At 70.8% G+C, this 23,652-nt stretch carries 23 protein-coding genes; 18 read left to right on the top strand and 5 right to left on the bottom strand.

Annotation, left to right across the window (positions count from 1 at the left end; all coding sequences use genetic code 11):
• Nucleotides 1-176: 176 nt before the first annotated feature.
• Nucleotides 177-1,754, bottom strand: a complete 1,578-nt coding sequence (locus VN378_RS02325; protein ID WP_325740595.1) for a helicase HerA-like domain-containing protein — start codon at nt 1,752-1,754, stop codon at nt 177-179.
• Between the two features lie 102 nt (nt 1,755-1,856).
• On the opposite strand from VN378_RS02325, the gene VN378_RS02320 reads away from it, so the two are divergent.
• The 15 genes from VN378_RS02320 to VN378_RS02250 all read left to right on the top strand — a co-directional run bounded on the left by VN378_RS02320 (nt 1,857) and on the right by VN378_RS02250 (nt 18,383).
• Nucleotides 1,857-2,987 (top strand): AI-2E family transporter, encoded by a 1,131-nt coding sequence (locus tag VN378_RS02320; RefSeq protein WP_325740593.1) that lies wholly within the window; start codon nt 1,857-1,859, stop codon nt 2,985-2,987.
• Nucleotides 2,988-3,298: 311 nt separating this feature from the next.
• Entirely contained in the window at nt 3,299-4,138 is an 840-nt protein-coding gene (locus VN378_RS02315) for an outer membrane protein (RefSeq protein WP_325740591.1), read from the top strand.
• A 201-nt stretch (nt 4,139-4,339) separates the two neighbouring features.
• Nucleotides 4,340-9,220, top strand: coding sequence for an NAD-glutamate dehydrogenase (locus VN378_RS02310; RefSeq protein ID WP_325740589.1), 4,881 nt, complete (start codon nt 4,340-4,342; stop codon nt 9,218-9,220).
• 77 nt (nt 9,221-9,297) lie between these two features.
• Nucleotides 9,298-9,768: a universal stress protein gene (locus VN378_RS02305; RefSeq protein ID WP_325740587.1), complete on the top strand. Its 471-nt coding sequence runs from the start codon at nt 9,298-9,300 to the stop codon at nt 9,766-9,768.
• 156 nt (nt 9,769-9,924) lie between these two features.
• Complete coding sequence (locus VN378_RS02300) at nt 9,925-10,482, top strand: NifU family protein (protein WP_325740586.1); 558 nt, start codon at nt 9,925-9,927, stop codon at nt 10,480-10,482.
• A 98-nt stretch (nt 10,483-10,580) separates the two neighbouring features.
• Nucleotides 10,581-11,180 carry a helix-turn-helix transcriptional regulator gene (locus VN378_RS02295; RefSeq protein ID WP_325740584.1) on the top strand — a complete coding sequence of 200 codons (600 nt, stop codon included), beginning with the start codon at nt 10,581-10,583 and terminating at the stop codon, nt 11,178-11,180.
• A 69-nt stretch (nt 11,181-11,249) separates the two neighbouring features.
• Nucleotides 11,250-11,639 carry a helix-turn-helix transcriptional regulator gene (locus VN378_RS02290; RefSeq protein ID WP_325740583.1) on the top strand — a complete coding sequence of 130 codons (390 nt, stop codon included), beginning with the start codon at nt 11,250-11,252 and terminating at the stop codon, nt 11,637-11,639.
• 22 nt (nt 11,640-11,661) lie between these two features.
• Complete coding sequence (gene tsaB / locus VN378_RS02285; protein ID WP_325740581.1) at nt 11,662-12,342, top strand: tRNA (adenosine(37)-N6)-threonylcarbamoyltransferase complex dimerization subunit type 1 TsaB; 681 nt, start codon at nt 11,662-11,664, stop codon at nt 12,340-12,342.
• The gene (locus VN378_RS02280; protein ID WP_325740579.1) at nt 12,339-12,764 is read left to right on the top strand and encodes a GNAT family N-acetyltransferase; all 426 of its coding nucleotides are present in this window, start codon (nt 12,339-12,341) and stop codon (nt 12,762-12,764) included. Before tsaB ends, VN378_RS02280 begins: the two co-directional genes overlap by 4 nt.
• Nucleotides 12,765-12,792: 28 nt before the next feature.
• On the top strand, nt 12,793-13,272 hold the full coding sequence (locus VN378_RS02275; protein ID WP_325740577.1) for a Fur family transcriptional regulator: 480 nt from the start codon (nt 12,793-12,795) through the stop codon (nt 13,270-13,272).
• A gap of 64 nt (nt 13,273-13,336) precedes the next feature.
• A complete protein-coding gene (gene miaB / locus VN378_RS02270; RefSeq protein WP_325740575.1) occupies nt 13,337-14,758 on the top strand; it encodes a tRNA (N6-isopentenyl adenosine(37)-C2)-methylthiotransferase MiaB in 1,422 nt (473 codons plus the stop codon).
• Entirely contained in the window at nt 14,748-15,743 is a 996-nt protein-coding gene (locus tag VN378_RS02265; RefSeq protein ID WP_325740573.1) for a PhoH family protein, read from the top strand. The genes miaB and VN378_RS02265 overlap by 11 nt, the downstream gene beginning before the upstream one ends.
• On the top strand, nt 15,740-16,201 hold the full coding sequence (ybeY, locus tag VN378_RS02260; protein WP_325740571.1) for an rRNA maturation RNase YbeY: 462 nt from the start codon (nt 15,740-15,742) through the stop codon (nt 16,199-16,201). Before VN378_RS02265 ends, ybeY begins: the two co-directional genes overlap by 4 nt.
• The gene (lnt, locus tag VN378_RS02255) at nt 16,176-17,798 is read left to right on the top strand and encodes an apolipoprotein N-acyltransferase (protein WP_325740568.1); all 1,623 of its coding nucleotides are present in this window, start codon (nt 16,176-16,178) and stop codon (nt 17,796-17,798) included. The genes ybeY and lnt overlap by 26 nt, the downstream gene beginning before the upstream one ends.
• A gap of 168 nt (nt 17,799-17,966) precedes the next feature.
• Nucleotides 17,967-18,383, top strand: a complete 417-nt coding sequence (locus VN378_RS02250; protein ID WP_325740566.1) for a helix-turn-helix domain-containing protein — start codon at nt 17,967-17,969, stop codon at nt 18,381-18,383.
• Nucleotides 18,384-18,407: 24 nt separating this feature from the next.
• Here VN378_RS02250 and VN378_RS02245 read toward each other — a convergent pair whose 3' ends face one another.
• The gene (locus VN378_RS02245) at nt 18,408-18,566 is read right to left on the bottom strand and encodes a hypothetical protein (RefSeq protein WP_325740564.1); all 159 of its coding nucleotides are present in this window, start codon (nt 18,564-18,566) and stop codon (nt 18,408-18,410) included.
• Between the two features lie 164 nt (nt 18,567-18,730).
• Complete coding sequence (locus VN378_RS02240; protein ID WP_325740563.1) at nt 18,731-18,931, bottom strand: hypothetical protein; 201 nt, start codon at nt 18,929-18,931, stop codon at nt 18,731-18,733.
• A gap of 123 nt (nt 18,932-19,054) precedes the next feature.
• On the opposite strand from VN378_RS02240, the gene coaBC reads away from it, so the two are divergent.
• The 3 genes from coaBC to VN378_RS02225 all read left to right on the top strand — a co-directional run bounded on the left by coaBC (nt 19,055) and on the right by VN378_RS02225 (nt 21,308).
• Complete coding sequence (coaBC, locus tag VN378_RS02235) at nt 19,055-20,296, top strand: bifunctional phosphopantothenoylcysteine decarboxylase/phosphopantothenate--cysteine ligase CoaBC (protein ID WP_325740602.1); 1,242 nt, start codon at nt 19,055-19,057, stop codon at nt 20,294-20,296.
• A 124-nt stretch (nt 20,297-20,420) separates the two neighbouring features.
• Nucleotides 20,421-20,870, top strand: coding sequence for a dUTP diphosphatase (dut, locus tag VN378_RS02230; RefSeq protein WP_325740561.1), 450 nt, complete (start codon nt 20,421-20,423; stop codon nt 20,868-20,870).
• A 72-nt stretch (nt 20,871-20,942) separates the two neighbouring features.
• Nucleotides 20,943-21,308, top strand: a complete 366-nt coding sequence (locus VN378_RS02225) for a hypothetical protein (RefSeq protein ID WP_325740559.1) — start codon at nt 20,943-20,945, stop codon at nt 21,306-21,308.
• Between the two features lie 145 nt (nt 21,309-21,453).
• Here VN378_RS02225 and dapB read toward each other — a convergent pair whose 3' ends face one another.
• Nucleotides 21,454-22,203, bottom strand: coding sequence for a 4-hydroxy-tetrahydrodipicolinate reductase (dapB, locus tag VN378_RS02220; RefSeq protein WP_325740557.1), 750 nt, complete (start codon nt 22,201-22,203; stop codon nt 21,454-21,456).
• Nucleotides 22,204-22,314: 111 nt separating this feature from the next.
• Entirely contained in the window at nt 22,315-23,493 is a 1,179-nt protein-coding gene (gene dnaJ, locus VN378_RS02215) for a molecular chaperone DnaJ (protein ID WP_325740555.1), read from the bottom strand.
• Between the last annotated feature and the right edge of the window lie 159 nt (nt 23,494-23,652).

Genomic DNA, 23,652 nt, shown 5'->3' with positions numbered 1-23,652 from the left:
TGCATCCCCGCGGAGGCGGGGACCCAGGCTTTGGCCCCGCGCCAGCGCCGGACCCAGCGCCGGTCAGCTCAGCCAGTCTCGTCGTCGCTCAAACCTGGGTCCCCGCCTTCGCGGGGATGCACGGATGGGGGGCGGTCCCCCCTCCCACTGCGTGGGGAGGGGACGGAAGGCGCCGTCTAGCGCCGCTTCAACCCGCCCAGCAGGCCGCGCAGCAGCTCGCGCGTCAGGGTCGAGCCCGCCGTGCGCAGCACCGACTTGGTCGCGGCCTCGATGGGGGTTTCGCGGGTCGAGCGGCGGGGCGTCGCACGGGGGCGGGCCGCCTCCCGGTCGTAGCGGGCCTGTTCGCGGGCCCGGTCCTTCTCGCGGGCGGCGGCGGCCTTTTCGGCCTCCTTCGCGGCGGCCGCGTCGGCTTTCGCGCGGGCCTCGGCCAGTTTCGCATCGGTGGCGGCCTGATCGGCCTGGCCGCGACGGGCGACGAGGATTTCCTCGGCGGATTCGCGGTCGACCACCGCCTCGTACAGGCCGCGCACCGGGCTGGCGGCCATGACGGCGGCGTGCTCGGCGTCCACGGCGGGGCCCAGCCGGCTGTCGGGCGGGCGGATCAGGGTGCGGGCGACGACCCGGGGGGCGCCCTTTTCGTCGAGGGTGGAGACCAGGGCCTCGCCGACGCCGAGGGCCTGGATAGCCTCGGCCGTGTCGAAGGCGGGATTGGCGCGGAAGCTTTCGGACGCCGCCTTGAGGCCGCGCTGCTCGGCGGGAGTGTAGGCGCGCAGGGCGTGCTGGATGCGGTTGCCCAGCTGGGCCAGGACGCTGTCGGGAATGTCGGCCGGGTTCTGGGTGACGAAATAGACGCCGACGCCCTTGGAGCGGATCAGCCGCACCACCTGTTCGACCTTTTCGCGCAGGGCGTCGGGCGTGTCGTTGAACAGCAGATGGGCCTCGTCGAAGAAGAAGACCAGGCGCGGCTTGTCCGGGTCGCCGACCTCGGGCAGCTGTTCGAACAGTTCCGACAGCAGCCAGAGGAGGAAGGCGGCGTAGAGGCGCGGGCTGGCCATCAGTTTCGTGGCGTCGAGAACATTGACCTGGCCGCGGCCGTCCAGGCCGGTGCGCATCATGTCCTCCAGCCGCAGGGCCGGTTCGCCGAAGAAGGCCTTGCCGCCCTGCTGCTCGAGCTGAAGGATGGCGCGCTGGATCGAGGCGATGGAGGCGGGGGCGACATTGCCGACCTCGCGGCCGATGCGGTCCGCGTTCTCGCCGACATAGGCCAGCATGGCGCGCAGGTCGTCGAGGTCGAGCAGCAGCAGGCCCTCCTTGTCGGCGACGTGGAACAGGACCGACAGCACCCCCTCCTGCACCTCGTTGAGGTTCAGCATCCGGGCCAGCAGCAGGGGGCCGATCTCGCTGACGGTGGTGCGGATCGGGTGGCCCTTGAGGCCGTACAGGTCCCAGAAGACGACCGGCGCGGCCCTGGGCTGGAGCGTCAGACCCATGGAGGCGGCGCGGGCCAGCAGTTTTTCGTTCGGCGAACCGGGGACGCAGATTCCCGACAGATCGCCCTTCACATCGGCGCAGAAGACCGGGACCCCGGCGTCCGAAAAGCCCTGGGCCATGATCTGCAGGGTGACCGTCTTGCCGGTGCCGGTGGCGCCGGCGACCACGCCGTGGCGGTTGGCGCGATTGAGCAGCAGGATTTCCGGCAGGCCCGCTCCGCTGTCCATGGATTGGCCGAGGAAGAGGCCGGGGGCGTCGGTCATGGGGGGCTCCTGAATGGCCGCCCACCCTGTCGCGGCGGGCGGCGGGCATCAAGCGCCTTGTCGATCATTGACCGAACCCGCGACGCCGCCGACGATACGGGCATGAAACCGCCCATCGCCCTGCCGACCTCGTCCGTCGCGCGCAACGCGCTCGTGCTGATCGCCGTGGTGGCCGCCGGGGCGGCGGTCTACTGGCTGCGGGGCATACTGACGCCCCTGGCCATGGCCATCTTCCTGATGATCATGATCGACGGGGTGAAGCGGACCATCGAGACCCGCACGCCCGTCCCCGGCCGCTGGGCCGGGGCGGCGGCCCTGCTGGTGGTGGTGCTGGGCTTCTTCGCCTCGATCGCCATCATCGTGAACGGGGCGACGGGCTTCTTCGACGAGGCGACAGGGATCACCACCCGGATCGGGCCGCGGATCGACCAGATCCTGATCGACGGCGGGCGGCTGTTCGGGGTCGAGGCGGCGCCGACGGCCGCCGATCTGCTGGGCCAGCTGGACGTGCGCGGCTATCTGGCCGGCGCGGCCATACAGGCGCAGGGGGTGCTGTCGGGCTCGTTCTTCGTCATGGTCTATCTGGCCTTCCTGCTGGCGTCCCAGTCGGGTTTCCGGCGCAAGCTCGTGGGGCTGTTTCCCGGCCGCGAGGCCCGGTCCGAGGCTCTGGAAGTGTTCCAGAGGGTGCGCGGCGGGGTCGAGGGCTATCTGTGGGTCCAGACGGTGACCGGGGCCATGATCTGCGCCGCCGCCTGGCTGCTGATGCGCGCCGTGGGTCTGCAGAACGCCGAGTTCTGGACCTTCGTCATCTTCATCGTCGGCTTCATTCCGGTGCTGGGCGGGGCGGTCGCGGGCCTGGCCCCGCCGCTGTTCGCCCTGGTGCAGTTCGAAAGCTACTGGCCGGCGGCGGTGCTGCTGGTCGGGCTGCAGGCCATATTGTTCATCAGCGGCAACATGATCCAGCCGCGCATGCAAGGCGACAACCAGAACATCGATCCGGTGGTGGTGCTGCTGTCGCTGGCCCTGTGGGGACAGCTGTGGGGCGTGGTCGGCATGTTCCTGTCGACGCCCCTGGCGGTGATGGCCATGGCCGTTCTGGCCGAGTTCAAGGGCTCGCGCTGGATGGCCATCCTGCTGTCCGGCGACGGCGAGCCCTACGCCGAGGAAGAGGAACCCCGGCCCGCCGGGCGCAGGCGGAGCCGCGTCAACCCGCCGCAGGCCGCGGCCGACTGAGGGCCCGCGGCCGCCCTTGATTGGTCACAACCGGCGCCTATTTCATCCCTGTCGCCGCGGCCCCTCCCCTCCCCCCAAGGCCGCGGTAGAACAGATCGGCGCCAACCCTCCCCCTCCCGGGCGCCGGTCCGAAGCAGGCCGCCGGACGCAAGTTCGGCGGCCTTGTCGTATCCGGAACGCGGCGCCCGGGCCACACCTCAAGCCCCCGGCGCCGCGGGCGCGAAGGCGCGGGAACGCAGGTGCGAAAGCCACGTTAGCGGCGGCGGTACTGCGAAGCGCGGACGGTCCGCGACAGCTCCGAAGGATACCTCATGTACAGAACTCTCTCCGCCGCGTCCCTGGCGGTCCTGCTGGCCGGCGTCGCCGCGCCCGCCCTCGCCCAGTCGGCGCCCGACTGGAGCGGCCCCTATATCGGCGTCTACGGCGGCGTGCTCGAGAACAACGAGGACGCCGGCGAGGGCCTGGTGTTCGACCGCGACTTCGACGGCCAGTTCGACGACACCGTCATTCTGGACGGAACCACCAACAACGCCTTCAGCCCCGGCTCCTGCGACGGCGCCGCCCGGGCCACCGCCGCCGGCTCCGGCTGCGACATCGACCCGACCGGGATCGAGGGGTCGATCCGCGCCGGCTACGATATGCAGTTCGGCCGGGTGGTCGTGGGTCTGGTCGGCGAGTTCAGCGCCGTGGATCTGGAAGACTCGGTGACTTCGTTCAGCACCACCCCGGCCGCCTATGTCTTCACCCGCCAGGTCGAACAGATGGCCGCCCTGCGGGCCCGCATCGGCTTCCCGGTCGGTCCGGCCCTGGTCTACGCCACCGGCGGCGCGGCGACGGCCAGGGTCGAGAACAGCTTCCGCACCACCAATACGGCCAACAGCTTCACCGAAATGGTCGATGAGGACGAGGCCGACGGCTATCAGCTGGGCGGCGGCGTCGAATGGAAACTGGCTCCGAACCTGTCGGTCACGGGCGAGTATCTGTTCTCCAACCTGCAGCCCGGCGACTATGTCGTGCGCGCCGGTCCGGGGACGGCTCCGGCCACCAACCCCTTCATCCTGGCGCCCAACACGGCCGGGACGGACATCACGCGCAGCAACGACGGCCTGGAGCTGCACGCCCTGCGTCTCGGCATGAACGTCCGCTTCTAGACCCTCCTTTCGGGGATCGACGATCGGCGACGCCGGCTCCGGAAACGGGGCCGGCGTTGTCGTTTTGGGGGTTCCCGTGAGAAGCGGGCTGGCCTAGTCAGGCGGCCGTCGGACAGCGCCCTTGCCCCTGCGGCGAAGCGGCCTAGTCTGGCGTCCCATCCGGCGGCCGATGAAGCGGCCGCGCCTGCAAGAGACCTGCCCATGTCCGGCGAAACGGCTGCCAAGCTCCCTCAGGCGATCACCCTGGAGGCGCTGGAGGCCGGTTTTGCGAGCGCGACCGGCGGCGCGCCGGGGCCGGCGGCGAAATCCTATCTGCTGCAGGCGTGGGACGACTACGCCGCCGACGAGGCCCCCGAGCTGGGCGGCGCCGACCTCGCAGCCCTGCTGGCCTCGGTCTGGCGTTCGGCGGACGGCCGCGCCGCCGGCGAGGCCGCGCGGATCAGCCTGGGGCCGCTGACCGGCGCCGACGGCCGGCCGACGGGCTATGACAGCCTGTCGATCGTGCAGGACGACCGGCCGTTCCTCGTCGACAGCGTCATGGGCGAACTGGCCGAGGCCGGGGTCACCGTGCGGTCGATGTACCATCCGATCGTCGAGCGCGACGGCGGACGGGTCTCGCTGATCATCGTCGTCATCGATCCCCTGCCGCAGGAGCGGCGCGACACGCTCGGCGAGGGCCTGGCCGAGACCATGGCCGACGTGCGCGGCGCGGTGGCGGATCACGCGGCCATGAACGCCCTGATGGCGCGCTCGATCGCCCATCTGGAAACCTCGCCCCCCGGGGTGGACGCCGAGGTCCTGGCCGAACACCTGTCCTTCCTGCAGTGGCTGCAGGCCGACCATTTCGTCTTCCTCGGCGCGCGCGACTACGACTATCCGCGCAACAAGGACGGCGGCTACGAGGCCGAGGCGCCGCTGTCGCAGTCGGGGGCCGGACTGGGCGTGCTGGCCGATCCGAACCGCACCGTGCTGCGCCGCGCCAACGAGCCGGCGGTGCTGACGAAGTCGATGAAGAAGCAGCTGGACCTGTCCGAGCCGGTCACGGTGGCCAAGGCCAACGTCCGGTCGCGGGTGCACCGGCGCGCCTATATGGACTACATCGGCGTCAAGCGGTTCGGGCCGGACGGACGGCCGTCGGGCGAGACCCGCTTCGTCGGCCTGTTCACCGCCGAAGCCTATGACAAGACCGCGACCCAGGTGCCGCTGGTGCGCCGCAAGGTCGCCAACGCCCTGAAGCGCGCGGCCAAGGCGCCGGGCAGCCACAGCGAGAAGCGGCTCAAGAACATCCTCGAAAACTATCCGCGCGACGAGCTTTTCCAGATCAGCGAGAACGAGCTGCTGGAGATCGCGCTGGGCATACTGCACCTGCACGACCGGCCGCGGATCAAGATCTTCACCCGCAAGGACCCGTTCGACCGCTTCGTCTCGGTCCTCGCCTTCATTCCGCGCGAGCGGTTCGACGCCTCGGTCCGTGAACGGATCGGCGGCATCCTGGCCAAGGCCTGGGGCGGGCGTCTGTCGGCCTGGTATCCGCAGCTGTCGGACCAGCCGCTGGTGCGCATCCACTATATCATCGGGGTCACGCCCGGAGATCATCCGTGCCCGGATCACATCGAGCTCGAGACCCGGGTGGCCGAGGCGGGGCGCAGCTGGATCGACCGTTTCGAGGGCGCCTTGCGCGCGGCCGATGTGGACGATGTCGCCGTCGGACCGCTGAGCGCGCGCTGGGCCGAGGCCTTCGGCCCCGGCTACCGCGACCGCTACGACGCCGACGAGGCCGTGCGCGACCTGCAGGCGATCGACGGGCTGAACGCCTCGGGGCGGATCGGCCTGGGCGATCCGGTGTCTGTGCGCGCCTTCCGCACGCCGGCCGACGGGCCGCTGAATTTCCGCTTCAAACTGTATCGCCGGGGTTCGGCGGTGCCCTTGTCGGACGTGCTGCCGATCCTTGCCGACATGGGTCTGAAGACGCTGGAGGAATGGGGTCACGCCCTGCATCCGTCAGGCGACCCCGACATCCATGTGCACGAATTCCTGATGGAGGATCCGCGCGGCGGCGACCTGAAATTCGAGGACGTGAAGGGCCCGTTCGAGGCCGCCTTCTCCGCCGTCTGGACCGGGCTGACCGAAAGCGACGGCTTCAACCGTCTGGTGCTGGAGCTGGGCGTCGACTGGCGCGAGGCGGCGTTGGTGCGCACCCTCGCCCGCTATCGCCAGCAGACCGGCCTCGATCCGTCGCAGGCGGTGCAGGAAGAGGCGCTGCGCGACTATCCCGCCGTGGCCCGGGCCATCCTGGCGCTGTTCGAGGCGAAATTCGACCCGGCCAGGGGCGGCGACGGCGCCAGCCGCGAGGACGCGGTCGCCGGACTGGTCGGACAGATCAACGGCCTGCTGCAGGGCGTGAAGAGCCTGGACCACGACCGCGCGCTGCGACGGATGGCCCTGCTGGTCCAGGCGGTCAAGCGGACCAACTACTACCAGACCGGCGCGGACGGCCGGCCCAAGGCCCACATCTCGATCAAGATCGCGTCGCGCGAACTGGCCGACCTGCCCCTGCCCAGGCCGTTCCGCGAGATCTTCGTCTGGGCGCCGCATATCGAGGGCGTGCACCTGCGCTTCGGCCCCGTGGCGCGCGGCGGCCTGCGCTGGTCCGACCGCCGCGACGACTTCCGCACCGAGGTGCTGGGGCTGGTCAAGGCGCAGCAGGTCAAGAATGCGGTCATCGTGCCGGTCGGCTCCAAGGGCGGCTTCTTCCCGAAACATCTGGCCGCCATCGTCCGCGCCGGGGGCGACCGCGACGCCCAGCAGGCCGAGGCCATCCGGGCCTACAAGACCTTCCTGTCGGGCCTGCTGGACCTGACCGACAATATCGACAAGTCCGGCGCGGTGGTTCCGCCGCAGCAGGTCGTCCGGTTCGAGGGCGACGACCCTTATCTGGTGGTGGCCGCCGACAAGGGCACGGCGACCTTCTCGGACATCGCCAACGGGGTGTCGCGCGACTACGGCTTCTGGCTGGACGACGCCTTCGCCTCGGGCGGGTCGGTCGGCTACGACCACAAGGTCATGGGCATCACGGCCCGGGGCGCCTGGGAGGCGGTCAAGCGCCACTTCCGCGAGATGGGCAAGGACATCCAGACCGAGCCCTTCACCGTCGTCGGCGTCGGCGACATGAGCGGGGACGTGTTCGGCAACGGCATGCTGCTGTCGAAGGCGATCAAGCTGGTCGCGGCCTTCGACCACCGCGACATCTTCATCGATCCGAACCCCGATCCGGCGGCGAGCTGGGTCGAGCGGGAGCGGATGTTCAGACTGCCGCGCTCGTCCTGGGCCGACTACGACGTCTCGAAGATCTCGAAGGGCGGCGGCGTCTTCTCGCGCGCGGCCAAGTCGATCGAGCTGAGTCCCGAGATCAGGGCGGCGCTGGACATCCAGGAGGACAGTCTCGATCCCGCCGCCCTGATGAAGGCCATCCTCAAGGCGCCGGCCGAACTGCTCTACCTCGGCGGCATCGGCACCTATGTGAAGGCGCCGCACGAGACCGACGCCCAGGTCGGCGACAAGGCCAATGACGCCGTCCGCATCGACGGCGGCGAACTGCGGGTCAAGGTGGTGGGGGAGGGCGCCAATCTGGGCCTGACCCAGGCCGGACGCATCGCCTTCGCCCGATCCGGCGCGGGTGGGGCCGGGGGGCGGATCAACACGGACGCCATCGACAATTCGGCCGGCGTGGATTCGTCCGACCACGAGGTCAACATCAAGATCCTGACCGGCGCGGCCATCGCCTCGGGCGCGCTGAAGGCCGGGGACCGCGACGCCCTGCTGGCCTCCATGACCGACGAGGTCGGGCTGAAGGTGCTGGTGCACAACTACGACCAGACCCTGGCCGTCTCGCTGCAGGAGGCGGAAGGGCCGGCGGCGCTGGACGCCCAGCAGCGCTTCATGCAATGGCTGGGTTCGAAGGGGAAGCTGGACCGCAAGGTCGAGGGCCTGCCCGACGACCTGAAACTGGCCGAGCTGAAGGCGGCCGGGCAGGCGCTGACCCGGCCGGAACTGGCCGTGCTGACCGCCTATTCCAAGCTGGAGTTGTTCGACGACATCGTCGGCTCGACGGCGCCGGACGACGCCTTCTTCAAACAGACCCTGGTCCGCTATTTCCCCACCCCGTTGGCGAAGTATGAAGCCGACATGCAGCGGCACCGGCTGCGCCGCGAAATCGTCTCGACGATCCTGTCGAACGAGATCGTCAACATGGCCGGCCCGACCTTCCCCGAGCGCCTGCGCCAGTCGGCCCGCTGCGACACGGGGGCCCTGGTCATCGCCTTCGAGGCCGCGCGGCAGATCTTCCGCCTTGACCAGGCGTGGGACGCCGTGTCGGCGCTGGACCTGAAGATCCCGGCCGAGGCCCAGACGGCCCTGTACCGGGAAATCGCCACCGTGCTGCGGCGCCAGACCTTCTGGCTGGCCCGCCGGGCGATGCGTCAGGGCTGCACGGTCGACCAGCTGATCGCGGCCTACCGTCCGGCCGCGGATGCGCTGCGGGCCGCCGGCGGGGCGGTGTTGTCGCGCTTCGAGCAGGCCGGGCTGGAAAGCCGGGTCCAGAGCTTCATCGGCCTGGGTGCGACCGAGGCCATGGCGCGGGACTTCGCCATGCTGCGGCCGCTGGTGGCGACGGCCGACATCGGCGACCTGGCCCGGGAGGCGGGCTGGTCCGAGCCGGCCATGGCCATGCTGTACCACCAGGTCGGCGCGGCCTTCGACTTCGACCGGCTGCGCGCCGCTGCGGGCAATGTGCCGTCGGCGGATCATTTCGACCGTCTGGCCGTGCGCCGCCTGATCGAGGATCTGATGGCGGAACAGGTGCTGCTGACCCGGGCCGTGGCGAGGGCGTCGGACGCAGCGGTGGGGGCCAGCGAGGCGGCCGCCGAGGCGGCGGTGGACGCCTGGATCGGACCGCGTCAGGCGACGGTGGAGGGCGTGCGCGCCTCGGTCGACGAGATCGAGGCCTCGGGCTCGGGCTGGACCTTCGCCAAACTGACCATCGCCAACAGCGCCATTCGTGAGATAGCTTCGTCAGCAAGCTGATGCTTTTGTTTGGGCGCTAGCGCTCGCCGCGCGGCGGCTCACTGCTTTAGCGCGGTCGGTGGTGCGGGAGAGGGCTGATGCCGCGCAAGTTTCTGGTCGTCGTCGACGACAGTCCCGAGTTCGAGTCCGCCCTGCGCTATGCGGCGCGGCGGGCGCGCTCGACCGGCGGGCGGGTGGCGCTGTTGCGGGTGATCCCGGCGGCGGCCCCGGACGCCCACTGGGCCGGGGTTCGCGAGGAAATCGAGCGCCAGACCCGGGTGGAGGCCGAGACCCTGCTCAACAAATGGGCCGATGAGGCGGCGGAGCGCTCGGGCGCCACGCCGCTGCTGCTGATCGAGCGCGGCGAGCCCCAGGACGCCATCCGCAAGGTCGTCGGCGAGGACGCCGAGATCAAGATCCTGGTCCTGGCCGCCGGAAGCGGCGGGCGCGGGCCAGGGCCGCTGGTCTCGGCGGTGGTCAAACAGGGCGGCGCCTTCACCGGACGCAAGCTGCCGGTGACCATCGTGCCCGGCGAGCTGACCGAGAAGGACATCGAGGATCTGGCCTGATCTTCTGGTCGCTAACGCTCGCGACGCGGTCGCTCGCTGCTTGAGCGACCATGTTCGGGGTCGCTAACGCTCGCGACCCGGTCAGCCCGCGCCGGACCGACAGGGTGCGACCGTACGGGCCTTGAACCGGCGCCCCCGGCGGCGCACTTACGCACCATGTTCATCCAGACCGAACCGACGCCGAACCCGAATGTGCTGAAATTCCTGCCGGGGCGGGACGTTTCGGACTCGCCGACCGACTTCGTCAACGCCGAAGAGGCCGCCGCCTCGCCGCTGGCCGAGGCCCTGTTCCAGCTGGAAGGCGTGACCGGCGTCTTCTTCGGTTACGACTATGTCTCGGTGACGCGCGACGCCCACGGACCCGAATGGAGCACGATGAAGGCCCCGATCCTGGCGGCCATCATGGACCAGTTCGTCTCGGGCGCGCCGCTGATGCGGAACGCCGGGTCCGCGCCGGACGCCCACGGGGCGGGGGACTCCGAGGTCGTGGCCGAGATCAAGCAGCTGCTGGACAGCCGGGTCCGCCCGGCGGTGGCGCAGGACGGAGGCGACATCCTGTTCGACGCCTTCGACGAGACGACCGGAGTCCTGACCCTGCGCATGCGCGGCGCCTGCGCCGGCTGTCCGTCGTCCTCGGCGACGCTGAAGGCCGGGGTCGAGCAGCTGATGAAACACTATGTCCCGGAAGTGACGCGCGTCGAACAGGTGCTGTGAGCCTTTCTGGGCCGCGCCGCGGCTCGCTGCCCGGGCGCTCCCCCATCTGAAACGAATTCGTCCTCGCTTCCGCGCGAAGACGGCGCCATCATTCCCCCATGCCCCGGTTCGAAAGCGATGATGACGCCCGCCGTCTCGGCGAGGCCCTGGCGGCCCTCCGCCGCGAGGCCGGGCTGAGCCAGGCCGAGGCCGGACAGCGCGCCGGCATGACCAGCCAGGGCTGGGGTCTCTACGAGGCGGGCAAACGCTCCGGCCTGTTCCGTCCCGACGTCCAGCGACGCCTCACGGGCGCGATAGGGGCCACGGTCGAGGCCCTGGCCCTCGTTCAGGGCGCCCCCGGCGAGGACAGGCCCGACCGGCCCGCCGGCGAGCGGGGCGTGGCGAACGCGGGCCGGGGGTTCATCGACGCGCCGCCGCCGCCCGCCGCGGTCCGGCGGCTGCAGCTGTCCAATGACGACCTGGCGCCCTGGGCCGCGTCCGGCGTCGTGCTGGAATATCAGCCGGGCCGGTGGCCGCGGCGGGATCAGGGCTGCGTCATCGAAATGGCCGACGGCGAGGTGCGCGTCAGACTGTATGACCGGGCCGACGCCGAGCTGCTGGTCGTGCGCGGCGGGCCCGGCGGGTTGGGGGCCGAGGAACGGATCGCGCGCGCCGACACCCGGACCGTCTCCGCCGTCGTGGCCCGGCTGGAGCGCTGATGAAACTATTTTGTTGCAACGTTTTCGTTTCCATGAAACCTTCCGGGGCGGAACGGGAGGCGAACGGCCATGGGCAGGATCGGCGGACGGAACGACGTGGACGCCTATGTCGGCGCGCGCATCAGCCTGCGCCGTTCGGCCCTGGGCCTGTCGCAGAGCGCCCTGGCCCAGCAGCTGGGGATCAGCTTCCAGCAGGTGCAGAAATACGAGACGGGTCAGAACCGCATCTCGGCCTCGCGGCTGCATCGCGCCGCGACGGTGCTGGGCACTTCGGTGGAGTCCTTCTTTCCCCCGGTCGAGACGGCCCGGGGCGCGGTCGACGACGGCTGGGCCTCCCTGCGCTTCATCACCGCCACGACGGACGGCCGGGCGGTAGCCGCCGGCTTCCCGATGATCGAGGATCGCGACGTGCGCAAGGCCGTGGCGCGCATCGTCCAGGCGCTGGCGCGGGACGTCTGAGCGCGTCCCGGGGAGATCGGCCGTGAAGGTGCTGGTCGTCGATACGGCGCTGGGCCTGTGCACCGCCGGCGTGTTCGAGGTCGAGGGCGACGAGACCCGCGCCCTCGGCCTGCGCTCGGAAACGATGGCCAAGGGGCATTCGGAACGGCTGGCGGGCTTTGCGCGCGACGCCATGGCGCAGGCCGGACTGGCGTTCGGCGCGATCGACCGGATCGGTGTGACGGTGGGGCCGGGGTCATTCACCGGCCTGCGGGTCGGCCTCGCCTTCGCCCAGGGACTGGGGGCGGCGCTGGGGCGGCCGGTGGTCGGCCTGTCGAGCCTCGACGCCCTGGCGGCGTCTGCGCCGTCAGGTCCGGCGGCGGCCCTGATCGACGCCCGGCGGGGGCAGGTCTATGCGCGGTTCTGGAGGGACGGCGTCCCCCGCGGCCCGGCCGAGGCCCTGTCGCTGGAGGCGGCGGCGGAGCGGATCGCCGCCATGGAGGCCGGCGCGGTGCTGATCGGATCGGGCGCGGGCCTGTTCGCCGGGGCCTTTCCGGTTCTGACGCAGAGGCCGCTGGCCGGAGCGGCGCCCGAGGCCCTGGCCCTGCTGACGGCGGCGGCCGACCCGGCAAGCGCACCGCCCCGCCCCCTGTATCTGCGCGCGCCCGACGCCACCCCGCCCAGCCGCCTGCCGGGTCAGGCCCGGCCCGCGCGGCCGTCGTGAGCGACGTCGCCGCCCGGCTGGCCGCGCTCCACGCCGGGGCCTTCGACGCGCCATGGGACGCGGCGGCCTTCGAAACGCTGCTGGGCCAGGCCGGGGTCTTTCTGGCCGAGACGCCGGACGGCTTCATCCTGATGCGGACGGTCGCCGACGAGGCCGAGATCCTGACGCTGGCCGTGCGGCCCGCGGCGCGGCGTCGCGGCGTCGGGGCGGAGCTGGTCGCCCGGGGGGTCGCCGGGGCCGCGGCGCGGGGCGCGGCGCGCGTATTCCTGGAGGTGGCCGAGGACAACGCCGCCGCGCGCGCCCTCTACGCCCGGGCCGGCTTCGTCGAGGCCGGGCGGCGGCCGCGATACTACGCCCGCGCGGACGGTTCGCGACAGGACGCCCTGCTGTTGGCCGTCACCCTGGCCGCACGGCTTCCATAAGTCGGGCCGTCCGCCTATCCTTGCGGCCATGGACCGGATCGAAAAACTCTGCGCCGAGCGCGGCATGCGAATGACCGAACAGCGCCGCGTCATCGCGCGCGTGCTGTCGAGCGCCGAGGACCACCCGGACGTCGAGGAGCTGTACCGTCGCGCCTCGGCCATCGACCCCCATATCTCGATCGCCACCGTCTACCGGACCGTGCGCCTGTTCGAGGAGGCCGGGGTGGTCGAGAAACATGACTTCGGGGATGGCCGCAGCCGCTATGAGGAGGCCGGCGACGATCACCACGACCACCTGATCGACACCCGTTCGGGCGAGGTGATCGAATTCTTCGACGCCGAGATCGAGCGGCTGAAGACCGAGATCGCCGAACGGCTGGGCTTCGAACTGATCGGCCACAAGCTGGAACTGTATGGCAAACCGATCGTCGGGGCCGAGCCGTCCAAGCGCGAAGGCCTGATCTTCAAGCGCCACGCCGCGCGGAACGATCCCGCGGACGCGGGCTGACCACGGGCGGCGGGACTCCTGCGGGCCATGGCGTGCGGCGCGGGCGCGCATTAAAAGTCGCCTCATGACCGAGACCCTCGTCCCGCCGGCGGCGTCAGACGGACAGGCCGCGCCCAAGCGCCTGTTCATCAAGACCTACGGCTGCCAGATGAACGTCTATGACTCCGAGCGCATGGCCGATGTGCTGCGGCCGCTGGGCTATGCCACGACAGACACGGCGGCCGATGCGGACTTCGTCATCCTCAACACCTGCCACATCCGCGAGAAGGCGGCCGAGAAGGTCTATTCCGAGCTCGGCAAGCTGAGAGAATTGAAGGACGCCCGGGCGGAGAATTCGAAGACCGGATCCGGGAATTCGAGGAATTCGATGATCATCGCCGTGGCCGGGTGCGTCGCCCAGGCCGAGGGCGAGGAGATCATGCGCCGCCAGCCGGCGGTGGACATCGTCGTCGGGCCGCAGGCCTACCACCAGCTGCCCGAACTGCTGACCCGCACGGCGCGGGCGCGGGGCGAGCGGATCGGGGCCGACTTCGCCCCCGTCGACAAGTTCGACGCCCTGCCGCAGGCGCGCGGCGTCAACGGGCCGACCGCCTTCCTGACGGTGCAGGAGGGATGCGACAAATTCTGCACCTTCTGCGTCGTGCCCTATACCCGCGGCGCCGAGTGGTCGCGGCCGGTCGCGGCGGTGCTGGCCGAGGCGCGCGAACTGGCGGGCCGGGGGGTGCGCGAGGTCACCCTGCTGGGCCAGAACGTCAACGCCTATGACGGCGAGGGGCCGGACGGCGCGTCGTCGACCCTGGCGCGGCTGGCGTACGCCCTGGCCGAGATCCCCGGGATCGACCGCATCCGCTATACGACCAGTCATCCCAACGACATGACCGACGCGCTGATCGCCGCGCATGGCGAGCTGGACGCCCTGATGCCGTGGCTGCACCTGCCCGTGCAATCGGGCTCGGACCGGGTGCTGCGGCTGATGAACCGCAGGCACGGGCGGACGAAATACCTCGAGCTGATCGACCGTATCCGCGGCAGCCGGCCCGACATGGCGATGTCGGGCGACTTCATCGTCGGCTTCCCGGGCGAGACGGACCGGGACTTCGAAGAGACCATGGATCTGGTCCGGCGCGTCGGCTACGCCTCGGCCTTCGCCTTCATGTATTCGCCGCGTCCGGGCACGCCGGCGGCGTCCATGACGGGGCAGGTCCCGGCCGAGGTTGCCCGCGCGCGCCTGCACGCCCTGCAGGCCCTGCTGGCGGAACAGCAGCTGGCGTTCAACATGGACAAGGCGGGCCGGACGGTCGACGTCCTGTTCGAGAAGAAGGGCCGCCATGGCGCCCAGGCCATCGGGCGCTCGCCCTGGCTGCAGTCGGTCCACGTCGACGACGCGGATCATCTGATCGGCCGGATCGTTCCGGTCGATATCGAATACGGCCAGCAGAATTCCCTGAAGGGCCGGCTGACGGAAAAGGCACTGGATGGCGCGTGAGAGTGAGTTCCTGGCGTTGGGCGATGGAGCCCTGCGCGCCGTCATCGGTCCCGGCAGCAGGCACCTGGCCCTGATCGAGGATCGTTTCAAGGTTCTGGTGGAGACGCCCGGCGGAGGCGTGTCGATCAACGGCTCGGCCCGCGACCGGTCGCAGGCGAAACGGGTCATCGAGACCCTGGCCAACCGCGCCGAGGCCGGGGCCGAGATCACCGAGGCCGACGTGCGCACGGCTCTGGGCGCGGCGGCGACCCAGCCGCGGGCCGGGCAGGGGAGCGTGGCGCCTGACGCCATCGCCCTGCCGGTGGGGCGGCGCGGGGCCATCGCGCCCAAGACCGCGGCCCAGGCCAACTATCTGGCGCTGCTGTCGCAGTGCGAGCTGACCTTCGGCGTCGGTCCGGCGGGCACGGGCAAGACCTTCCTGGCGGCGGCCTATGGCGCCTCCCTGCTGCGGCGGGGACAGGTGGACCGGCTGGTGATCACCCGGCCGGCGGTCGAGGCCGGCGAGAAGCTGGGATTCCTGCCGGGCGATCTGAACGAGAAGGTCGACCCCTATCTGGCCCCCATCTGGGAGGCGCTGAACGACATCCTCGGCCCCGACGACGTGCGCCGCCGACGCGACAAGGGCGAGATCGAGGCGGCGCCGATCGCCTTCATGCGCGGCCGCACCCTGGCCCATGCCTACATCATCGTCGACGAGGCCCAGAACACCTCGCGGCTGCAGATGAAGATGGTCCTGACCCGGCTGGGCGAGGGCGCGCGGATGGTGGTGACGGGGGATCCGTCGCAGGTCGATCTGCTGAATCCGCGCGACTCGGGCCTGAAGCACGCCCTGCGCATCCTCGAGGACGTAAAGGGCGTCGGGGTGCAGCGGTTCGAGGCCCAGGACGTGGTGCGTCACGCCATGGTCGAGCGGATCGTGCGCGCCTATGACGCCGACGCGGCCAGCCGCCGTCCCGCGGCCGATCTGGAGGACCCCGACGCGTGATCGAGGTCGAGATCGAGGATGCGGCCTGGACAGCGGCCCTGCCGGACGCCGAAACCGTGGCCGAGCGGGCGGCGACGGCGGCCCTGGGCCGGGTCGAGGGCGATGTCGTCGTGCTGCTGACGGACGACGAGGGGGTGCGCGACCTCAACGCCCGCTTCCGCGACAAGGACCGGCCGACGAACGTGCTGTCCTTCCCGGCGGCGGAGAGCGCAGCGCCGCATCTGGGCGATCTGGTGCTGGCCTACGGCGTCTGCGCGGCGGAGGCGCAGGCCCAGGGCAAGACCTTGGCCGATCATCTCAGCCATCTGGCGGTGCACGGCGTGCTTCACCTGTTGGGCCGGGACCATGAGGCCGAGGCCGAGGCCGAGGCGATGGAGGGCGAGGAGCGATCCATTCTTGCCAGCCTGGGCGTCGCCGACCCATACAGGCGCGATGACTCACCCAACGGCCAGGCCTGAGACCGACAGCCCCGGGGGCGGCCCGCGCGCACGGCTGATCCTGCGTTTCGGCCGCATCGGCCTGGCGCTGGCGGCCGGGGCGGCGGCGGCGCTGGCGCATCCGCCGTTCGGCGTCCTGCCGGGCCTGCTGGGCTACGCCCTGCTGATGTTCCTGTCCGAGCGGTCCGCGGCAGGGCGCGGCGCCTTCTGGATGGGCTGGCTGGCCGGCTTCGCCTATTTCTTCATCAGCTGCTGGTGGGTGGCCGAGGCCTTCCTGGTCAATCCGGCCCAGGCGTGGATGGCCCCGTTCGCGGCCAGCCTGCTGCCCGCCGGCCTGGGCCTGTTCTGGGGGACGGCGACGGCGCTGTACCGGCGGTTCATGCCCGACGGCGTCAGGCGCGTGCTGGTCTTCGCCGCCCTGTTCTGCCTGCTGGAATGGCTGCGCGGCCATGTGCTGACCGGCTTCCCGTGGAATCCGGCCGGGGCCAGCTGGAAGGCGGGGTCGGCGGCGTCGCAGTTCGCCGCGGTCGCCGGCGTTTACGGCCTGGGCTTCGTCACCGTGGCGGGCGCGGCCGCCTTCGCCCCCCTGCTGGGCGCCGGCGCGCGCAAGGCCCGCATCGGTTCGGCGGTGCTGGGCGCTCTGGCGCTGGGCGCGCTGGTGGTCGGGGGGACGGTGCGGCTGTCGCAGGCGCGGCTTGAGCTGACCGACACCGTGGTCCGCATCGTCCAGGCGGACGTGCCGCAGGAATCCAAATGGACGCCCGAGGCCTATCAGGGGATCGTCGATCGCTACGTCAATCTGACCGGCCACGCCGGCGCCCTGACGCCGGATCTGATCGTCTGGCCCGAGGGGGCGCTTCCGGCCTCGGCCAATCAGGTGTTTGCGCCGGGCTCGGCCGACGCCGAGGCGATCGCGCGGGCGGTGCAGCCGGGCCAGAGCCTGATCGTGGGTCTGGGCCGGGGCGTGCCCGATCCGGCGGCGCCCGGGGGCGGCCGCTACTACAACAGCCTGTTCGTGCTGACCGACGAGGGCGCGGACGGCCTGCGGATCACCGCCACCTATGACAAATACCGGCTGGTGCCGTTCGGCGAGTATCTGCCGGCGGGCGGTCTGATGGGCGCGCTGGGGGTTCGCAGCCTGACCCATATGCCGACCGATTTCAGCGCCGGACCATGGCCCGCGCCGATCGATATCCCCGGCGCGCCGCGGGCCCAGCCGCTGATCTGCTACGAGAGCCTGTATCCCGGCTTCACCCCGGGCGCCGCCGGCCGGCCGGGCTGGATCGTCAACATCTCGAACGACGCCTGGTTCGGTCGCACCTCGGGGCCGCTGCAACATCTGAATCTGGCCAGCTATCGGGCCATCGAGACGGGTCTGCCGGTGGTCCGGTCAACGCCGACCGGCGTATCGGCCATGATCGATCCCTGGGGCCGGGTCGTCGACGACCAGCGGCTTGAGCCGGGCGAAAGCGGGGTCATCGACGCGCGCCTGCCGCGACCGACGGGGGTGACGCCCTATGGACGGTTCGGAGACCTGCCCTTCCTGCTGGCGGTGCTGGCCGGTCTGGCCCTGGCGATCCGCCGGGGCGGGCTGCGCCGCCCGGGAAGGCCGGATTGACGCTGCGTCACCTCCCCGTTGAGGCGAGTTTTCCCGCGCTGCGGGAGGCGTGGAACCCGTTACTCAACCAAGGCTGGGCGTGGCGCCCGGGTTTTTGCATTTTTTGATGACAGCGGGCAAAGCCGAGCGCATTCAGGCGTTACGGTACCAACCGAAGGACGAGTAACAATGGCGAGAGGCAAGGGCGAGGACGGTCCTCATCCCGTGGACCGGCATGTCGGTCGGCGCGTGTGCGAGAAACGGCTGGCGCTCGGCTACAACCAGAGTGACCTCGGTCGGGCCCTGGGCCTGACCTTCCAGCAGATCCAGAAATACGAGAAGGGGGCGAACCGTATCTCGGCCTCCAAGCTCTGGGACATCGCGCGGTTCTTCAAGGTCGATATCGGCTATTTCTTCGAAGGCCTGAGCGGCGCCCAGATCGCGGGCCTGACCGAGGGCGGGGCGGCGTACGAGCACGATTTTCCGGCCACGCGCTACACCATCGAGATCAGCCGCCTGGCGCCCCAGCTGTCCAGCCGGCAGCAGAAGCTGGCCCTGGAGCTGATCCGCGAGATGGCGGACCGCAAGGAAACGGACGAGGCCTGATCCGTCCGGCGGACGGTCGTCCGCCTATTGATCCGCCCCGGTCCGCCGCCGGCCGAAGGTCGGCGCCCGCGCCTTCTGTTCGGCCCAGTAGGCCGCGCCCTCGCGCGGCTTGAACATGGTCTTGGGCACGCCGTCGCGCGACACCACGGCGAAGGTGTTGGTCGAGGCCTGATACAGCAGCACGTCGCCATTGGGGCGCTCGGCCCGGTCCGTTCCGGCCGGCGGCCGCGCCGTGAAGGCCTGGATCTTCGCCAGATAGTCCTGCGGCGTGCGCGACCCGAAATCGGCCCCGTTGCGCTCGAACAGCCGCGTGACCTTGGCGTCCGCCGTCTCGCGGCGATTGGCGGTCAGAACCGGTTTGACCTGTTCGGGCGCAGGCTCCGCGCCAGCCGCCGGGCCGGGGCCGGGGCGCCTGACGCCGCTGTGAGCACCGCCTCGCCCGCGTCCGCCGCGCGGTCGCGCGTCTCGACGGCCGAGCCGCCGTTGCCGCAGGCCGAGACGCCCGCCACCGCGGCGATCGCGCCCGCGATCCAGAGCCTGGAGATCATTCTGTCCTCCCGAAGGTTGAAACTCCTGAGCGCGAACATAACCACAGGTCTTATGTTCTTGCAATGTTCCGATGTGAAGCCCCGTCCCTCGACGGAACGGGCCGGGATGGCTAGATGACCGGCATGACCACCGCCGCCCTGTCCGGACGCAAGATTCTGCTGATCGTCGGCGGCGGCATCGCCGCCTACAAGACACTGGAGCTGACGCGGCTGCTGAAGAAGGCGGGGGCCGAGGTCATGAGCCTGCTGACGGCGGCGGGGGCCGAGTTCGTGACCCCCATGTCGCTGGCCGCCCTGACCGGCCATCCGGTGCGCCAGGCCCTGTTCATGCCGGAGGACGAGACGGCCATGGGCCATATCGAGCTGTCGCGCTGGGCCGATCTGGTGGTGGTCGCGCCGGCGACGGCGGGTCTGATCGCCAAGGCGGCCAACGGCCTCGCCGACGATCTGGCCTCGACCACCCTTCTCGCCACGGACAAGCGGGTCTTGCTGGCCCCGGCGATGAACGTGCGGATGTGGCTGCATCCGGCCGTGCAGGCGAACATGGCGCGGCTCAAGGGGTTCGACGGCTTTCACGGCGTGGCCGTGGTCGGACCCGACGAGGGCGAGATGGCGTGCGGCGAGTTCGGCCCGGGCCGGATGGCCGAGCCGGCGGCGATCATGGACGCCATCCTGGGCCTGCTGGACGGGCCCGACGGTCGTCCTCTGGCGGGGCGCAAGGCGGTGGTGACGGCCGGGCCGACTTTCGAGCCGATCGACCCGGTGCGGGGCCTGACCAACCGGTCCAGCGGCAAGCAGGGCTATGCGATCGCGGAGGCGCTGGCGCGACTGGGCGCGCAGGTGACGCTGGTGTCCGGGCCGGTGGCGCTGGGCGCGCCCGTGGGCGTCGAGCGCGTGTGGGTGGAGACGGCGCGGGAGATGAAGGACGCGGTCGAGGCGGCCCTGAATACGACGGACGGGCCTGCGGATATCGCGGTGATGAGCGCCGCGGTGGCCGACTGGCGGGTGGACGGCGTGGCCTCGGGCAAGATCAAGAAGGCGCCCGGCGGGCCGCCGTCGCTGGCCCTGATCGAGAATCCGGACATTCTGGCCGGGGTGTCGGCGCCCGGAAAGCGGCGTCCCCGGCTGGTCGTGGGCTTCGCGGCCGAGACCGCGGACCTCGAGGCCAACGCCCGGAGCAAGCTGTCGCGCAAGGGCTGCGACTGGATCGTCGGCAACGACGTGTCCGACGACGTCTTCGGCGCCGACGGCAACACCGTGACCCTGTTCACCCGCGACGGCTCGGCGGAAAGCTGGCCGCGCCAGTCCAAGGCCGAGGTGGCGCGGAAACTGGCGGCCCGGATCGCCGACCATTTCAAAGCTTGAGAGAGCCGTTCTCCACAGCTTATCCACAAAGACAATCGGGCCGGGACAACCGATACAGTCCGACCGCGACAAGGGCGATAAGCTGGACAGCCGATACATCGTCCTCGCACCGCCAGGGAAATCCATGACCACCGTCCGCGTCGAACGCCTCTCCCATGCCGGGGACCTGCCCCTGCCCGCCTATGAAACCGGGGGCTCGGCCGGGATGGACCTGCGGGCGGCGGTGGCGGAGGACGCGCCCCTGACGCTGGCGCCCGGCGCGCGGACGCTGGTGCCGACCGGCCTGAGGATCGCGCTGGAGCCCGGTTATGAGGCCCAGGTGCGGCCCCGCTCGGGTCTGGCGCTGAAGCACGGCCTGACCTGCCTGAACTCGCCCGGCACGATCGACAGCGACTATCGCGGCGAGGTCGGGGTCATCCTGATCAACCACGGGCAGGAGCCGTTCGTGATCCGCCGCGGCGAGCGCATCGCCCAGATGGTCATAGCCCGCTACGCCCAGGCCGAAATGACCGAGGTCGGGACGCTGGACGAAACCGCGCGCGGGACCGGCGGTTTCGGCTCGACCGGGCGCTAAGCGGAGCCATTCGGCGCGGGGCGCGTTAACCCTGCTTCCGGCCAGGCTTGGCCGTGTCATGGAGGTCGGCGTATGGAGTCCCTGTTCGATTCGATCGGCGCGTTTCTGACCGGTATTTTCGGCCTCGCCCAGGGCGGGTTCGACAGCGTCAACCAGATCATGGGTCTGCTGATCGCCGTGATCGCGGCCCTGATGATGGCCGCATGGAACCGCCTGTGGGCGACCGCCCTGGGCGCGGCCTTCGTGCATATCCTGATCGGGGTGGTGCGGCCGATGCTGGACGGCGGGGCGCTGGTCCTGCCGAACCTGCTGAGCCTGGGCTTCTGGATGACCGTGCTGGCCCTGTTCCTGGGCTATGCGATCGTCATCGCGGTCTTCTTCTTCATCAAGTCGCTGTTCGTGGGCCGCGGTCACAGCCGCCACCGCCACGCGCACTGAGGCCAAGGGGGCCTCAGTATCCTTGGTGGGCCGCGGTCGTCGGCCCTTCGGGACCTCCCGACCCGACGCGGCCTGGCGCTTCGCGCATGCTTGCGCTCAAGCAGCGACCGACCGCGTCGGGAGCGGTAGCGCCCCGGGCAGGCCGTCAGGCCTGCCGAAAGCCAAGCACGTCCTGCATGTCGTAGAGGCCCGGCTTGCGGCTGCGCACCCATGCGGCGGCGGCCACGGCCCCACGGGCGAACAGCGAGCGGTCGATGGCCGAGTGGCTGAGGGTCAGGGTCTCGTCCTCGGACGCGAACAGGACGGTGTGTTCGCCGATGATCCCGCCGGCGCGCAGGGAGGCGAAGCCGATCCTGCCCGGCGCGCGCTCGCCGGTGATGCCGTCGTACGGGGCGGTGCGGACGTCGGCCAGATCCTCGCCGCGGCCGCTGGCGGCGGCCTCGCCCAGCATCAGGGCCGTACCCGAGGGGGCGTCGGCCTTCTTGCGGTGGTGGGCCTCCAGCACCTCGATGTCCCAGTCGCGCGGGTCCAGCCGCTGGGCCGCGTGTTCGACCAGACCGATCAGGATGTTGACCCCCAGCGAGAAATTGCCGCTGCGGACGATGGCGATCTTTTCCGACGCCTTGTGGATGTCGGTCTCCTGCTCGGGCGTCAGGCCGGTCGAGCCGATGACGAGGGCCGGACCGCCGCGTCCGGCGCAGGCCCGGGCCAGTTCGACCGAGGCCTCGGGGGTCGAAAAGTCGATGATGACGTCGCACAGCGACAGGTCGGGGGTCTCGCCGCGATCGAAGCGGGCGGCGACCACGACGTCCTCCCGGGCGTCCAGAACGGTCGAGACGGCCCGGCCCATGCGGCCCCGGGCGCCGGAGATGCCGGCGTGGAAGATGGCGCTCAAATCGGACCCCTGTCAGTTCGTCTGCATTGTGAAGGGTTTCTGTCCGACCGTCATCCCAGCACCGCCCCGTCACCTTCGGGGCAAGCCCGAGGTTGACGGCAGTGGATGGATCTACTGCGGCGCTTCCGCGCCCAGGATGTCGGCCCAGAAGCGTTTGGCCTTGCCGGCGAAGGACGAGTTGCGCGGGGTCTGGCTCTCGCCGAGCGAGGCGGCCAGTTCCTGCAGCAGCTCCTTCTGGTGCGCCGTCAGGTCGGTCGGGGTCTCGACGAACAGTTCGACCACCAGATCGCCGCGGTTCTTGCCGTTCAGATGCGGCATGCCCTTGCCCTTGATGCGCACCGTCTTGCCGGTCTGGGATCCGGCCGGGACGCTGACGGGAGCCCGGCAACGGCCATCGCAGGCCTCGGAGGTCAGGCAGGGGGCGTCGATCTCGCCGCCCAGGGCCGCGGTGGTCATGGGCACGGGGACGGTGACCAGAAGGTCCAGATTGTCGCGCTCGAACAGCTCGTGCGGGGTCACCGACAGGAAGACGTACAGGTCGCCGCGCGGACCGCCGCGCTGGCCGGCGTCGCCCTCGCCCGACAGGCGGATGCGCGAGCCGTCGTCGACCCCGGCGGGGACCTTGAGCTGCAGCATGCGGTTCTTGCGGACCTGGCCGTGGCCGGCGCAGCTGGTGCAGGGCTCGGCGATCATCTGGCCGTGGCCGCCGCATCGGGGGCAGGTGCGCTCGACCTGGAAGAAGCCGTTGGCGGAGCGGACCCGGCCGGCGCCCTGACAGGTGGTGCAGGTGGTCGGCTTGGTGCCGGCCTTGGCGCCGGAGCCCTCGCAGGTTTCGCAGGTGGCGGTGGTGGGGACGGCGATCTCGACGTCGGCGCCCTTGTAGGCCTGCTCCAGCGTGATCTCGAGGTCGTAGCGCAGGTCCGAGCCGCGCCGCGGGCCGTGCTGGCGGGCGCCGCCGCCGCGACCGCCGAAGACGTCGCCGAACGCCTCGCCGAAGACCTGGGAGAAGATGTCGTTGACGTCGGTGAAGCCCTGGCCCTGGCCGCCAAATCCGCCGCCGCCGCCGTTCAGGCCGGCGTGGCCGAAGCGATCGTAGGCGGCGCGTTTCTGGTCGTCCGAGAGGACGGAATAGGCTTCGGAGATTTCCTTGAAGCGCGCCATGGCGTCCTCGCACCCGCCGTTCTTGTCGGGGTGGTGCTTCATGGCCAGCTTGCGGTAGGCCGCCTTCAGCCCGGCGGCGTCGATGGTCCGTTCGACCTCGAGAACCTCGTAATAGTCACGCGTCGCCATCAGGCGTTCGTCCTCTTACCCGTGCCGACGGTCCGCGCCTCTTGCCGGGCGAATGGATCGAAACGGCTGACCGGGCTGACATGGGCGCCCGGCAAAATGATGCAAGTTGTCTCCTCCCCGTTGCGCAGCGCGCCGACGAGGGGGACCGCGAGACGCGTG

Origin of the sequence: Brevundimonas sp. (assembly GCF_035561115.1) — a bacterium.
Lineage (GTDB): Bacteria > Pseudomonadota > Alphaproteobacteria > Caulobacterales > Caulobacteraceae > Brevundimonas.
This window is presented reverse-complemented; position numbering and strand designations above follow the sequence as displayed.